Source organism: Streptomyces sp. NPDC087859, from assembly GCF_044742595.1.
Taxonomy (GTDB): domain Bacteria; phylum Actinomycetota; class Actinomycetes; order Streptomycetales; family Streptomycetaceae; genus Streptomyces; species Streptomyces canus_F.
In genome coordinates this window covers 53,810-67,557 of the sequence record NZ_JBIUUU010000009.1, presented here as the reverse complement: position 1 = coordinate 67,557, position 13,748 = coordinate 53,810, and the positions used below count along the sequence as shown (strand labels likewise).

The 13,748-nt window shown below is 69.8% G+C and carries 10 protein-coding genes and 1 other RNA gene; 3 read left to right on the top strand and 8 right to left on the bottom strand.

Annotated elements, in window-relative coordinates; translation table 11 throughout:
* Positions 1-11: 11 nt before the first annotated feature.
* From yicI to ACIOHP_RS22690, 3 genes are read left to right on the top strand one after another with little or no spacing between them, the layout of a single operon-like run.
* Entirely contained in the window at positions 12-2,261 is a 2,250-nt protein-coding gene (gene yicI, locus ACIOHP_RS22700; protein ID WP_401890168.1) for an alpha-xylosidase, read from the top strand.
* Entirely contained in the window at positions 2,261-3,271 is a 1,011-nt protein-coding gene (locus ACIOHP_RS22695; RefSeq protein WP_361539714.1) for a LacI family DNA-binding transcriptional regulator, read from the top strand. The genes yicI and ACIOHP_RS22695 overlap by 1 nt, the downstream gene beginning before the upstream one ends.
* A gap of 48 nt (positions 3,272-3,319) precedes the next feature.
* Positions 3,320-6,226 (top strand): glycoside hydrolase family 3 C-terminal domain-containing protein, encoded by a 2,907-nt coding sequence (locus ACIOHP_RS22690; RefSeq protein ID WP_401890165.1) that lies wholly within the window; start codon positions 3,320-3,322, stop codon positions 6,224-6,226.
* 25 nt (positions 6,227-6,251) lie between these two features.
* Here the strand turns inward: ACIOHP_RS22690 and dacB are convergent, their stop codons facing one another.
* From dacB to ftsE, 8 genes are all read right to left on the bottom strand, one after another.
* Positions 6,252-7,808: a D-alanyl-D-alanine carboxypeptidase/D-alanyl-D-alanine-endopeptidase gene (dacB, locus tag ACIOHP_RS22685; protein ID WP_401890163.1), complete on the bottom strand. Its 1,557-nt coding sequence runs from the start codon at positions 7,806-7,808 to the stop codon at positions 6,252-6,254.
* 46 nt (positions 7,809-7,854) lie between these two features.
* Complete coding sequence (locus tag ACIOHP_RS22680) at positions 7,855-8,820, bottom strand: alpha/beta hydrolase family esterase (protein WP_401890160.1); 966 nt, start codon at positions 8,818-8,820, stop codon at positions 7,855-7,857.
* Positions 8,821-8,895: 75 nt separating this feature from the next.
* Positions 8,896-9,510, bottom strand: a complete 615-nt coding sequence (locus tag ACIOHP_RS22675; protein ID WP_401890158.1) for a hypothetical protein — start codon at positions 9,508-9,510, stop codon at positions 8,896-8,898.
* Between the two features lie 76 nt (positions 9,511-9,586).
* Positions 9,587-9,974: a transfer-messenger RNA gene (gene ssrA, locus ACIOHP_RS22670) on the bottom strand.
* A gap of 97 nt (positions 9,975-10,071) precedes the next feature.
* Complete coding sequence (gene smpB / locus ACIOHP_RS22665) at positions 10,072-10,614, bottom strand: SsrA-binding protein SmpB (RefSeq protein WP_307037410.1); 543 nt, start codon at positions 10,612-10,614, stop codon at positions 10,072-10,074.
* Positions 10,615-10,672: 58 nt separating this feature from the next.
* A complete protein-coding gene (locus ACIOHP_RS22660) occupies positions 10,673-11,842 on the bottom strand; it encodes a S41 family peptidase (protein WP_401890156.1) in 1,170 nt (389 codons plus the stop codon).
* Between the two features lie 67 nt (positions 11,843-11,909).
* Complete coding sequence (gene ftsX / locus ACIOHP_RS22655; protein ID WP_401890153.1) at positions 11,910-12,827, bottom strand: permease-like cell division protein FtsX; 918 nt, start codon at positions 12,825-12,827, stop codon at positions 11,910-11,912.
* A gap of 34 nt (positions 12,828-12,861) precedes the next feature.
* Complete coding sequence (gene ftsE / locus ACIOHP_RS22650) at positions 12,862-13,551, bottom strand: cell division ATP-binding protein FtsE (protein ID WP_030780423.1); 690 nt, start codon at positions 13,549-13,551, stop codon at positions 12,862-12,864.
* Positions 13,552-13,748 lie beyond the last annotated feature (197 nt).

The following is a 13,748-nucleotide window of genomic DNA, read 5'->3' as shown; positions in this document are numbered from 1 at the left end:
GGACCCCCCACATGAAGTTCACCGACGGCTACTGGCTGCTGCGCGAAGGCGTCACGGCGGACCACCCCGCCCAGGTCCTCGACGTCACCCCCACCGAGTCCGGTCTGGAGATCCACGCACCCTCCCGGCCCATCCTCAGCCGCGGCGACCTGATGACGGGACCGGTCATGACCATCAACGCCCACACGCCGATGCCGGACGTCGTAGGCGTCACCTTCACCCACTTCGAGGGCGAGCAGCCCACCGGCCCCGCGTTCGAGCTCCGCACGGACCACCCCGCCGCACAGATCTCCTACGACGACGACCACGCGACCCTGACCTCCGGCGACCTCTCGGTCCGCTTCGCCACCGACGGCCCCTGGCACCTCGACTTCCGCGCCCACGGCCGCGTCCTGACCAGCAGCGGCCACAAGAGCATGGGCATCATGCGGGACGCGGCCGGCGGCCACTATCTGCGCGAGCAGCTCAACCTCACGGTCGGCACCAGCGTCTACGGCCTCGGCGAGAGATTCGGCCCGCTGGTCAAGAACGGCCAGGTCGTCGACATCTGGAACGCCGACGGCGGCACGACCACCGAACAGGCCTACAAGAACGTCCCGTTCTACCTGACCGACGCGGGTTACGGCGTCTTCGTCGACCACCCGGGCAAGGTCTCCTTCGAGGTCGCCTCGGAGGCGGTCTCCAGGGTCCAGTTCAGCGCGGAGACCCAGGAGCTGACGTACTACGTCATCTACGGCCCCACCCCGAAGGACATCCTCCGCAAGTACACGGCCCTGACCGGCCGCCCGGCCCTCCCGCCCGTCTGGTCCTTCGGCCTGTGGCTCTCGACCTCCTTCACCACCTCCTACGACGAGGAGACGGTGACCTCCTTCATCGAGGGCATGCGGGAACGTGAACTCCCGCTGTCCGTCTTCCACTTCGACTGCTTCTGGATGCGCGAGCACAACTGGTGCGACTTCGCGTGGGACCCACGGGTGTTCCCGGACCCCGAGGGCATGCTCAAGCGGCTCAAGGAGCGGGGGCTGCGGGTCTGTGTCTGGATCAACCCGTACATCGCCCAGCGCTCTCCCCTCTTCGCGGAGGGCAAGGCGCTCGGGCATCTGCTGAGGCGGCCGGACGGCAGGGTCTGGCAGTGGGACCTCTGGCAGCCGGGGATGGCGATCGTGGACTTCACCAGCCCGGCGGCGCGCGAGTGGTACGCGTCCAAACTGGTGGGGCTGCTCGCGCAGGGCGTCGACTGCTTCAAGACCGACTTCGGCGAGCGGGTGCCCCTCGACGTGACCTGGTCGGACGGCTCGGACCCGGAGCGGATGCACAACTACTACACCTACCTCTACAACCGCACCGTCTTCGACGTGCTGCGCGAGCACCGCGGCGAGGAGGAGGCGGTCGTCTTCGCCCGGTCGGCGACGGCGGGCAGCCAGCAGTTCCCCGTCCACTGGGGCGGCGACTGCGAGGCCACGTACGAGTCGATGGCGGAGTCCCTGCGCGGCGGACTCTCACTGGGCCTGTCGGGGTTCGGGTTCTGGAGCCATGACATCGGCGGCTTCGAGGGCACCCCGACGCCGTCGCTGTTCAAGCGGTGGCTGGCCTTCGGGCTGCTGTCCTCCCACAGCCGGCTGCACGGCAGCTCGTCGTACCGCGTCCCGTGGCTCTTCGACGAGGAGTCGGTCGACGTGCTGCGGCACTTCACCCGGCTCAAGCTCCAGCTCATGCCGTATCTGTACGAGGCCGCCCGCACCGCCCACACCGAGGGCGTGCCGGTCATGCGGGCGATGGTGCTGGAGTTCCCGGACGACCCCGGGTGCGCGCATCTGGAGCGGCAGTACATGCTCGGTCCCGATCTGCTGGTGGCGCCGGTGTTCAGCGACTCCGACGACGTCGCGTACTACGTCCCCGAAGGCACCTGGACCCACTTCGTCAGCGGGCGGACGGTCACCGGCCCACGCTGGGTCCGCGAGCAGCACGGCTTCCTCAGCGTGCCGCTGCTCGTGCGGCCAGGGGCGGTGATCCCGGTCGGCGCGGTGGCCGACCGGCCCGACTACGACCACACCGACGGGGTGACCCTGCGGGCCTACGGCCTGGAGCGGGGCGCCCAGGTGACGGTACGGATCGGGGACGTGGCCTACACCGTCGTACGCGAAGGGGACACGCTGCGGGCCTCGTGCAGTGACCCTTCGGCGCCGTGGGCGCTGGCGGCCGGGGAGCGGGACGGACGGGCCCAGGCCGGGACCGGGTTTCTCACGGTGGAGCTGGGCTGATGGTGAAGATCACTGATGTGGCCCGGCACGCCGGAGTCTCCCCCAGCACCGTCTCCTACGCGCTCAGCGGCAAACGCCCGATCTCCGAGGAGACCCGGCAGCGCGTCGAGGCGTCCATCCGCGAACTGGGCTACCGGCCGCACGCGGGCGCCCGGGCACTGGCCAGCAGCAGATCGAACGTGCTGGCACTGGTGGTGCCCTTACGCACCGGGATCCACGTCCCGGTGGTGATGCAGTTCGCGGTGTCGGTGGTGACGACGGCACGGCGCCACGACCATGACGTGCTGCTGCTGACGCAGGAGGAGGGCGAGGACGGGCTGCGCCGGGTCGCCGACACGGCACTGGTGGACGCGATGATCGTCATGGACGTCCAGCTCGACGACCCCCGGCTGCCGTTGCTGCGCTCGCTGGAGCGGCCGTCCGTGATGATCGGGTTCCCGGCCGAGGCGGACGGTCTGACCTGTATCGACCTCGACTTCAAGGCGGCCGGCGAGGCGTGCGTGGAGCATCTGGCGCGGCTCGGGCACCGGGTGGTCGCGCTGGTCGGGTCGCCGCCCGAGGTGTACGTCCGCCAGACCGCGTTCGCCCAGCGTGTGGTCCAGGGTTTCACCGCCGCCGCGGACCGGGGCCGGCTCGCCTCCTCGGTCCACCCGTGCGAGGCCTCGCCCGCCGCCGCCCGCCAGGTCGCCGAGCAACTGCTGCGCGAGCAGCCCGCGTTGACCGGGGTCGTCGTCCACAACGAGGCGATCCTCGAACCCCTCGTCGACGCCTTCGAGCAGCTCGGCCTGCGCGTCCCCGCCGATCTCTCCGTCACCGCCATCTGCCCCGACGAACTCGCCGGGAACCTCCGCGTCCCCGTCACCTCGGTCGACCTGCCCTCCGCCGAGGTCGGCACCCGGGCCGTGGAGCTGCTGATGAAGAAGCTCGACCACAAGACGGTGCCCGAGGCCACACTGCTGCCGCCCCGTATGACGGAGCGCGCGAGCACGGCGCCGAGGAACGCGCCCTGAACCCCACGACAGACCGTCCGTGCAAGGCCCTACCGAAGGAGCCGCTACATGAAAGGCAGCAAGAGACGTAGATCCGCACTCGTGGTGGCGCTGGCCCTGATCGCGGGGCTCGGCGCCGCTGTTCCCTCCCACGCCGACACCCCGTATCCCTTCCGCGACCCCTCGCTCACCGTGGACCGGCGCGTCGACGACCTCCTTGACCGGCTCACCCTCGACGAGAAGATCTCCCTCCTCCACCAGTACCAGCCCGCCGTCCCCCGCCTCGGCATCCAGTCCTTCCGCACCGGCACCGAGGCCCTGCACGGCGTCGCCTGGCTCGGCGAGACCACCGTCTTCCCCCAGGCCATCGGGCTCGCCTCCGCCTGGGACCCGGCCCTGATGGAACAGGTCGGCTCGGCGGTCGGCGACGAGGCACGCGGCTTCCAGCAGGAACGCCCGGCCGGCTGGGGCCTCAACCTGTGGGCGCCCGTGGTGAACCCGCTCCGCGACCCGCGCTGGGGCCGCAACGAGGAGGGCTACAGCGAGGACCCCGAGCTGACCGGCGCCCTGTCGACGGCGTACGGCGAGGGCCTGACCGGCGGCGACCCCGATCACCTGAAGACCGCGCCCACCCTCAAGCACTACCTCGCCAACAACAACGAGTGGCACCGCACGACCACCTCCTCCGACCTGCGCCCGCGCGTCGCGAAGGAGTACGACGAGGCGGCCTTCAAACCGGCGATCGAGGCGAACGCGGCGACGGGGGTCATGTCCTCGTACAACCTCGTCAACGGCCGCCCCGCGACGGTGAATCCGGACCTGGACGGCGTCGTGCGGAAGTGGACCTCCTACGACCTCCTGAACGTCACCGACGCCTTCGCCCCGGGCAACCTCCCCGGCGACCAGAAGTACTACCCGAGCGTGACGGAGGGCGACGCCGCGGCCATGAAGGCCGGCATCGACAGCTTCACCGACAACGACGCGAACTCCTCGGTGACGACCGGAGCGATCAAATCCGCTTTGCAGCAGGGCCTGCTGAAGGAGTCGGACGTCGAGGAGGCCGCCGGGCACATCCTGTCCGTGCGCGTCCGGCTCGGCGAGTTCGACCCGGGCGGCGGCAAGTACGGCGCGATCGACAAGTCCGTCATCAACAGCCCCGCCCATCAGAAGCTCGCGCGCAAGGCGGCCACAGAAGGTGCCGTGCTGCTGAAGAACCAGGCGGGCACCCTGCCGCTGAAGAAGTCGGCGAAGGACGTCGCCGTCGTCGGCCCGCTCGCCGACACCCTCTACACCGACTGGTACTCGGGCACGCTCCCCTACGCCGTCACCCCGGCCGACGGCATCGCGGCCAAGCTCGGCACCGCCGTCACGACCGACGAGGGCGTCGACCGGATCGCGCTGAAGAACGCGGAGACGGGCCGTTACGTCACAGCGGGCACGGACGCGGACGGCGAACCGCTCAAGGAGACGTCCGCCTCGGACGCGAGCGCCCAGTTCGACGTCTTCGACTGGGGCGCGGGCATCGTCACCCTGCGCTCCGCCGCCAACGGCAAGTACGTCGGCTACAACTGGGCGAACTTCGTCAACGACCAGGTACAGCCGAACGGCTGGTACGTCCAGCAGCAGTTCAAGCTGGAGGAGCAGCCGGACGGCACCTACCTCCTGCGGTACGCCGGCTACGAGACCGAGGAGCCCTGGTGGGGCAACCCCGTCTACCTCGGCCCGACCGGTGCGGACGGCACGCTCGGCCTGGTCGCGAAGGACGCCGCCGCGCACTACACGAAGGACGTCGTCCGCAGCGGTGTCGACGAGGCCGTGGCCGCGGTCAAGGGCAGGGACCACGCGGTGGTCGTGGTCGGCTCCAACCCGTCGATCAACGGCCGCGAGGCCCACGACCGCACCGACATGGGCCTGGCCCCGGCACAGGAAGCCCTGGTCAGGGCGGTCAAGGCAGCCAATCCTCGGGTCGTGGTGATCGTCGAGAACAGCTACCCGACCACCCTCGGCGCCCTCCAGAAGGAGGTCCCGGCCCTCCTGTGGACCTCCCACGCGGGCCAGGAGACCGGAAACGCCCTGGCCGACCTCCTCTACGGCGACGCCAACCCCTCGGGCCGCCTCACCCAGACCTGGTACCGCTCGGAGTCGGACCTCCCGTCGATCCTCGACTACGACATCATCAAGTCCGACCGCACCTACCAGTACTTCAAGGGCAGCCCGCTCTATCCGTTCGGCCACGGGCTCTCCTACACGTCCTTCCGCTACGGCGGCCTTCACAAGACGGGCGACGGCTACGAGGTGAAGGTCACCAACACCGGTAGCCGCACCGGCGACGAGGTCGTCCAGCTCTACGCCCACCAGCGCGTCTCCCGCGACAAGCAGCCTCTGAAGCAGCTGGAGGCCTTCCAGCGGGTGACGCTGAAACCGGGCGAGACGAAGACGGTCGAGCTGAGGCTGACGAAGAAGGACCTCGCGCACTGGGACGTCACGCGCTCCAAGTGGGTCGTGGAACAGGGCACCTACGACGTCCTCGTCGGCTCCTCCTCCGCCGACATCCGCACCCGCGCGACCTGGCAGGTGTCCGGCGAGACGATCCCGGCCCGCGACCTCTCCCGCACGACCCGCGCCGAGAACTTCGACGACTACGACGGCACGCGTCTCGTCGACGAGTCGAAGGAGCGCGGCACGGCGGTGGGGGTCGCCGCCGACCGGGCGTGGCTGAAGTACGGCGACGCCCGACTCGGCTCCGGCGCCTCGACGTTCACGGCTCGCGTGGCCGGCGCGTCCGGCACGGTCGAGGTCCGGCTGGGCTCCCCGACCGGCACCCTCGCCGGTACGGCGGCCTTCGGCGGCACCTCGTCGCCGTACGCCTACGAGACGGTGACCGCCGACCTCTCGCGCGCGGCGAAGGGCCGTACCGACGTCTACCTGGTGCTGAAGGGAGCGGGCCTGCGCCTGGCGACGTTCAGCGTGGACTGAGACCGCGTGGCGCAGGCCCTCCACCTCAGCAGAGGACGGGCTTGCGCCACGCGCACTCGAGGTCGCCGCCACGTGCTGTCCTCGGTTCGACCAGCGTGGCGGCCTCCTCCGTCGACTTCGCGAGCGTGACCACGATGGCGTCCTCCAGCGGCTTCACGGAGGACGCCAGATAGTTGTTGAGGACGATGCTGAAGACCAGCTCACGTCCACCGGCGTCCGTGACATACCCGGAGAGCGCCGACGCGCCCGTCAACGACCCGGTCTTCGCCCGTGCGTTGAGCGCGGCGGCCGTCCCGCACATCCGCGTCCGCAGCGTGCCGCCGACGAACCGGTCAGGGTCGCAGGCGACCGGCAGCGAACGCTTCCAGTCCGCGTACCAGGGCTCGGCGCGTACGGCGAGCAGCAGCTTGGCGAGCTGTCCGGCGGGGAAGTTGTCCATCCGCGACAGCCCCGAGCCGTCGACCTGCCGCACCTTGGCGGTGTCGACGCCGATGCCCTTGAGATATCCGGCGATCGCGGCGAGCCCGGCGCTCCAACTGCCCTGCTTCGACACCTCGTAGCCCATGGCCTTGGTGAGGATCTCGGCGTGCATGTTGTTGGACAGCTTCATGAACGGGACGAGCAGGTCCTTGAGCGCCATGGAGTCGTGCGACGCCAACGGCCGCGCTCCGGCCGGCGTCTGACGTCCGAGCCGGTTCGGTCCGGTGACCTTGACCCCGTGGTCGGCGAGCGCGTCCCGGAAGACGTCGGCCGCGTATCCGGTGGGCTCCCAGACGGTCATCCACTCCTTGGCACCTGCGCCGCCCACGGGTGTCGTGCCGCTGACGACGATGTCGTTCGTACCGTGCTCCCGCTCGACGGCGAGGGCGTTCGCACCACCGGCGGCGACGGTCGTGGCCCGCACCTCGATGTCGACGTAGTCGGTGTCGGGTGTGACGGTGACGACCGGCTCGTCCCCCGCCGCCGCCCCCGGGACAACCGTCACGATCACGGTCCCGGTGTCGTAGTCGGTGTCCGGGGCCACGCTCAGCGCACTGATCTGCGCCGCGTAGTAGTACGACTCGTCGTCCCAGGCCCAGTCGCGCCCGAGCCGCTGCGCGTCGAACCGGGTGTCGTCGGCGATCAGCCGCCCGTCGACGCGGGTGACACCGGACGCGGCGACCTGGGCGGCGAGCCTGTCGTAGTCGGCGGCGAGCAGGGTCGGATCGCCGGTGCCGCGGAGGTAGAGGTCGCCGCGGAGCACGGAGCCGGACCGTCGCCCGTTCGCCAGTACGTCCGTGGTGAACCGGTATCCGGGGCCGAGGATCTCCATCGCGGCGGCCGAGGTGGACAGCTTGGTGTTGGAGGCGGGCATCAGTCGGGTGCTCGGCAGATGCTGGTACAGCAGCTCACCGCTCGCGGCATCGGCGACGACGACACTCGCCACCCCGCCCTCCATACGGGCGTCGCCCAGGACGGTGTCGATGGCCTCGGGAAGGCCGGAGCGGTCCGAGTCCGCTCCGGCCTGCGCGCCGGGGCCGAGGACGGCGGCGACGAGCGCCACGGTGACGGCCCAAGTCCATTTGCCTCTGTGGGGGTTCATGCCGGCCGAGCATTCCGGATCCCGGCGCTCCTCACCAGAACGCCTCTCAGCCGTTCAGCCCCCACACCGCACCCATCCGGTACGCGGCACACAGGTTCACATCGAGGATGTACGCCCCCGCGGTCCCGCACTGCGCGCTCCCGCTGCCGGGGTCGACGGGCTGCCCGTGCCCCATGCCGGTGACGCTGTACGTCTCCACGACGGTGGTGCCGCCCGCGTTCGTGTACGTCCGATGCGGATACCCGGCGACGGTGTCACTCACGTCCGCGACCTGGTCGCCGCCCTGCACATCGGTCCACTGCTCCACGAGGTCGCTCATGTTCACGGGCTTCACGGTGTAGTCGGCGGTCCCCTGGAACGCGACCAGCCTCGGCCAGGGCCCGGCATACCCGGGCCGCGCGGCCCGCACCCGGTCGCCCCACTGGTCCGGCGTCTGCGTGGCCCCGACGTACATGCACACATACGGCGACCCGGCGGCCTGCGCACACCCGTACGGCAGCCCGGCGACGATCCCGCCCGCCGCGAATTTCTCGGGATACGCGGCCATCATCACGGCGGCGAGCCCGCCCCCGGCGGACAGCCCGGTGACGTACACCGGCCCCCCGGAGACATCGCCGACCTGCCGCTCCACCATCTGCGCGACGGACGCGGCCTCGCCCTGGCCGCGTGCCATGTCGCCGCTCTGGAACCAGTCGAAGCAGAGCGAGGCGTTGTTGGCGGACTGCTGCTGCGGCAGCACCACGGAGAAGCCCCACCGGTCGGCGAGCTGCGTCCACCCGCTGCCGGTGCCGTATCCGGCGGCGTTCTGGGTGCACCCGTGCAGCGCGACGACGACCGGCCGCCCGGCGGGCAGCCCGTCGGGGACGTACCGGAACATCCGCAGCGCGCCGGGGTTGGTCCCGAACCCGGTGACCTCCTGGACGGAGGCGGCGGAGGCGGGCGTCGGGGTCAGGAGGACGGCGAGGAGGGCCGTCAGGACGGTGAGCAGGGTCGCGGCTCTGGTCTGTGTCATGGGGAGGGACCGTAGAAGCGTGAACGAACCCTCGATATGGGGTGGCGCACCACAACGGGCGGGCCGACCGTGGGGCTACCAGACCCCTCCGTAGGTCACCGTCCGCCCCGGACCCAGCTCACGGGCGACCCGCTCGGTCAACTCCCGGCCCACGTCCCGCAGTCGGTCGTGGGCCGCGGTGAGCGCGGCGTCGTCCCGGTCCGTCAGCCAGGTGTCCATGGCGGCGGTGATGTCCCGCGCCCACCGGTTCAGGTCGTCCACCAGCCCGTCGGAGAGATCGAGGGCGGCGGCGGGGTCGTCGGGGGCGAAGTCGCCGAAGCCCTCGGCGCGCAGCGGGTGCCACTTGTATTCGCACTCGACGACAAGGTGCAGCGGGTGCGGAGGCGTACCGTGCGCGTCGAGGGACCAGTACAGCTGCCCGCACCCCCAGCACACGGTCTTGTCGGTGCGGTGTCGCTCGTCCCGGTACCGCACCACCCATGCGGGACCGAGCCGGTTCGCCAGCGCCCGGGCCACCTCCAACCCCTGCTTGACGTGCCTGCGCAGAGCCGGGCGGTCGGTGAAGCCGCCGGGAGGGCGGGCCAGGATCCACGCGCGCAGCCGGTCGGTGAGGTCGGCGGGCAGGTCGTCCCACGGCAGATCCGCGTCGGCGCGCAGCAGTAGCTGCCGGGGTTCGGTTTCGTCGGTCAAGGCATGTCCGTGGGTCATGGCGGCATGGCAAAGGCCCCGCCGCTCGAAAGCTACGGGGCCTCGCCCACATGGGAAATGGTGGAGATGGCGGGAATCGAACCCGCGTCCAACGGTGCAGAATCAGGGCTTCTCCGTGTGCAGTTCGCTGTGATTTTCTCGGCCCCGGCAATCACGCGAACAAGTCGCCGACGGGCCCAGTCACTGTTTGATTTCCCATCGAACCCCGTGACCGGGCTCGATGGTTTAGTTCCCTAAATTATGCCAGGATCCGGGTCGGGAACACTCCCGGGCTGACACCCGTTATGGGCCTCCGCTCACTGCTTATTAGGCAGCGAGGGCGAAGGCGCGGGAATCGCTCTTGTTAGTGGCGATTATTGGTTGCGACATATGGTTTACGAGATCATTGCCGCTTCCTCGACACGCTTCCCCTGCTTCGACATCCGCTGTCGAAACCGATCATCCCCATGTTGTTTTTTCAATCCCTCCGGAGAGGGGGGCGCACCTTCGCTGAGGTGCAGGACCCATCGTACGTGACCAACGCACCGGGGTGCCAGCCTATTCCTACTGGCCCCGCTGCCTCCGCTTCGCCGCCGCGATCGCCCGGTCCGACTCCCGCCGGTCCTGCTGCTCACGCAGGGTCTGCCGCTTGTCGTACTCCTTCTTTCCTCGCGCGAGGGCGATCTCGGCCTTGGCCCGGCCGTCCTTGAAGTACAGGGCGAGGGGCACGATCGTGTGACCCGTCTCCTGGGCCTTCGACTCCAGCTTGTCGATCTCCTCGCGGTGCAGGAGCAACTTGCGCTTGCGGCGCACGGAGTGGTTGGTCCAGGTGCCCTGGTGATACTCGGGGATGTGGGCGTTGTGCAGCCACGCCTCCCCCTGGTCGATCTGGACGAAGCCGTCGGTCAGCGAGGTCCGTCCTTCGCGCAGCGACTTGACCTCCGTGCCGGTCAGCACGATGCCGGCCTCGTAGGTGTCGATGATCGCGTAGTCGTGGCGGGCCTTCTTGTTCTGGGCGACGATCTTGCGCTTGCCGCCCTTCTCGCCGTCCCGGCCCTTGGCGGCCGTCCCGCCCTGCTTGGGCTGGGACTCCTTCGGTACGTACATTCCCTTGCTCATAGTGCCGTCCATTTTCGCACTACGGAGGGGGTGTACGGGAAGTCGTTTACGACGGGGGGCCCAGTCCGCTCAGGACCGTCTCCGCGCGCTCGATCATCTGCTGGTCGGCGTCCAGGTCGGGGGTGATGCCCGCGCCGTCGACACCGCGTCCGGACGGCGTCCGGTAGTGCCCCACGGTCAGCTCGGCCACTGACCCGTCGGGGAGCCGGCTGGGCATCTGCACCGAGCCCTTCCCGAAGGTGCGGGACCCCACGACCACCGCGCGCCCCCGGTCCTGCAACGCACCCGTGAGCAGCTCGGCCGCGCTCATCGTGCCGCCGTCGACGAGCGCGACCAGGGGTCTGGTGGTGTCGCCGCCGAGGTCGGCGTGCAGGGCCTGCTGGGCGCCGTCGACGTCGTAGGTGGCGACGAGACCGCCGTCGAGGAAGGCGGAGGCGGCGGTGACGGCCTCGGTGACCAGGCCGCCGGAGTTGCCGCGCAGGTCGAGGATGACGCCGGAGGCGGCGGGGGCCTGTCGTACGGCGGTGCGGACGGCGTCGCCCGAGCCCTTGGTGAACGAGTCGATCTTGATGACGGTGATCCCGCCCGCGAGCTGCCGGACGGTGACCGAGTCCGTGGACAGCCGGGCCCGTCGCACCGTCTCGTCCCACGCGCGCGTGCCCCGCTCCAGCCCGAGCGTGACCGCCGTACCGGCCGCCGCGTCGGTGGCGTCACCGCGCAGTAAGGAGATCACCTCGGTGACGGGCCGCCCGTCGACCTTCCGCCCGTCGACACTGCGCAACTGGTCCCCGGCCCGGATCCCGGCGACGGCCGCGGGCGACCCGGCCCGCACCTTGGTCACCTCGATACGCCCGCCCCGCTCCCGCCGCGCCCACAGCCCGACGCCGGTGTACCGCCCGTCGAGGGCCTCTTCGAACTCCTCGTACTCCCCCGGCGAGTAGACGGCACCCCACCGGTCCCCACTACGGCTGACGGCCCGCTCGGCCGCCTCCACGGGCGACTTCCCCGCGGCCATGGCCTCGGCGGCGGCCTCGGCGACATTCTCCTGCCGCTCGGCCGGCACGGCCGAACCCGCCCTGTCCTGGGTACCTTTCCGGTCGGCCTCGGGCAACGACCCGGTCGCGGCCCCCGCCACCAGCACACTCGCGAACACCAACGTCAGGGCCGCCCCGCGGCCGATGCGACGGGGCTGACAGAACAGGTCTCGGCCTGACATGCGGGTGAGTCTAGGACAACGCGAAGGGCCGCACGGGCGGTTGCCCGTACGGCCCTCTTGGCATGAGTCACACCTTCAGGTACTTGCGCAGCGCGAAGAACGCCGCCAGGGCCGGCATCAGCAGGCTTGTCGCCAGGATGAGCGGGAGTTTGGTCAGTACGGCGTCCCAGCCGATGAAGTTGATCAGGTTGAGCTTCTCGGACAGGGCCAAGCCGTGGTCGATGATGAAGTACCGGGCGACCACCAGGAATCCGCAGGCGACCGTGCCTCCGATGAGCCCGGCGACCGCGGCCTCCATGATGAAGGGGGCCTGGATGTAGAAGCCCGAGGCGCCGACCAGGCGCATGATGCCGGTCTCGCGCCGTCGGCTGAACGCGGAGACGCGCACCGTGTTGACGATCAGCATCAGGGCGACGACCAGCATCAGAGCCATGACCGCGCGCGCGGCCCAGTTCATGCCGTTGAGGAGGCCGAAGAGGTTGTCCAGGATGCCCTTCTGGTCCTGGACGGACTGCACGCCGTCGCGGCCGTCGAAGGCGGTCGCGACGACCTGGTACTTCTCCGGGTCCTTCAGCTTGATGCGGTACGACTCCTGCATCTGGTCCGGCGTGAGGGAGGCGGCCAGCGGGGAGTCGCCGAACTGCTCCTTGTAGTGCTTGTACGCCGCGTCCTGGGACTCGTAGGTGACCTTCTCGACGACCGGCATCTTGTCCAGGTCGCCGAGGATCTCCTTCTTCTGGTCGTCGGTCACCGCGCCCTTGGCGCAGTTGGGGTCGGACTCGGCGTCGCTCTTGTTGCAGAGGAAGACCGAGACGTTGACCTTGTCGTACCAGTAGCCCTTCATGGTGTTGACCTGGTCGCTCATGAGGAGCGACCCGCCGAACAGGGCGAGTGACAGGGCGACGGAGACGACGACGGCGAAGGTCATCGTCAGATTGCGACGGAGACCGACACCGATCTCGGACAGTACGAACTGGGCGCGCATGGCGTCTGGTTGGGCCTTTCCGTGGACTGTGCGGTCAGTGCTGGTAGCCGTAGACGCCGCGCGCCTGGTCGCGGACGAGGCGGCCCTGCTCCAGCTCGATGACGCGCTTGCGCATCTGGTCCACGATGTTCTGGTCGTGCGTCGCCATCAGCACGGTGGTGCCCGTCCGGTTGATCCGGTCGAGGAGCTTCATGATGCCGACGGAGGTCTGCGGGTCGAGGTTGCCGGTGGGCTCGTCGGCGATCAGCAGCTTGGGCCGGTTGACGAAGGCCCGCGCGATGGCCACGCGCTGCTGCTCACCACCGGACAGCTCGCCCGGCATCCGGTCCTCCTTGCCGCCGAGCCCGACGAGGTCGAGCACCTGCGGCACGGACTTGCGGATCTCGCCGCGCGACTTGCCGATGACCTCCTGCGCGAAGGCCACGTTCTCCGCGACCGTCTTGTTCGGCAGGAGCCGGAAGTCCTGGAACACCGTCCCCAGCTGGCGGCGCATCTGCGGCACCTTCCAGTTGGAGAGGCGTGCGAGATCCTTGCCCAGGACGTGCACCTGGCCGTGGCTGGTCCGCTCCTCGCGGAGCACCAGCCGCAGGAAGGTGGACTTTCCGGAGCCGGAGGACCCCACGAGGAAGACGAACTCGCCCTTCTCCACTTCCAGGGACACATCCCTGAGTGCGGGGCGGGTCTGCTTGGGGTAGACCTTGGAGACGTTGTCGAATCGGATCACGGATGCACCACGGTTAGCCGGGGGTAGATGAGCGTGACCATACGCGACCGGGGTGTGCGGGCGCAGGCGCCGGTCGCGGTTGCGTGCTGGTTGTGCCTTTTGTGTACCTGCTCAGGGGGTCACTCCGAGAGCGCTCGAGCCGTTTCCGGAGGAACCTGGCACAGTGGAGGGGGAACGTTCCGGACCCCGAGAGCGTT

Bases quoted from the DNA above. Each gene is read 5' to 3' on its own strand.
- yicI (WP_401890168.1), top strand. From the start codon at position 12: ATGAAGTTCACCGACGGCTACTGGCTGCTGCGCGAAGGCGTCACGGCG.
- ACIOHP_RS22695 (WP_361539714.1), top strand. From the start codon at position 2,261: ATGGTGAAGATCACTGATGTGGCCCGGCACGCCGGAGTCTCCCCCAGC.
- ACIOHP_RS22690 (WP_401890165.1), top strand. From the start codon at position 3,320: ATGAAAGGCAGCAAGAGACGTAGATCCGCACTCGTGGTGGCGCTGGCC.
- dacB (WP_401890163.1), bottom strand. From the start codon at position 7,808: ATGAACCCCCACAGAGGCAAATGGACTTGGGCCGTCACCGTGGCGCTC.
- ACIOHP_RS22680 (WP_401890160.1), bottom strand. From the start codon at position 8,820: ATGACACAGACCAGAGCCGCGACCCTGCTCACCGTCCTGACGGCCCTC.
- smpB (WP_307037410.1), bottom strand. From the start codon at position 10,614: ATGTACGTACCGAAGGAGTCCCAGCCCAAGCAGGGCGGGACGGCCGCC.
- ACIOHP_RS22660 (WP_401890156.1), bottom strand. From the start codon at position 11,842: ATGTCAGGCCGAGACCTGTTCTGTCAGCCCCGTCGCATCGGCCGCGGG.
- ftsX (WP_401890153.1), bottom strand. From the start codon at position 12,827: ATGCGCGCCCAGTTCGTACTGTCCGAGATCGGTGTCGGTCTCCGTCGC.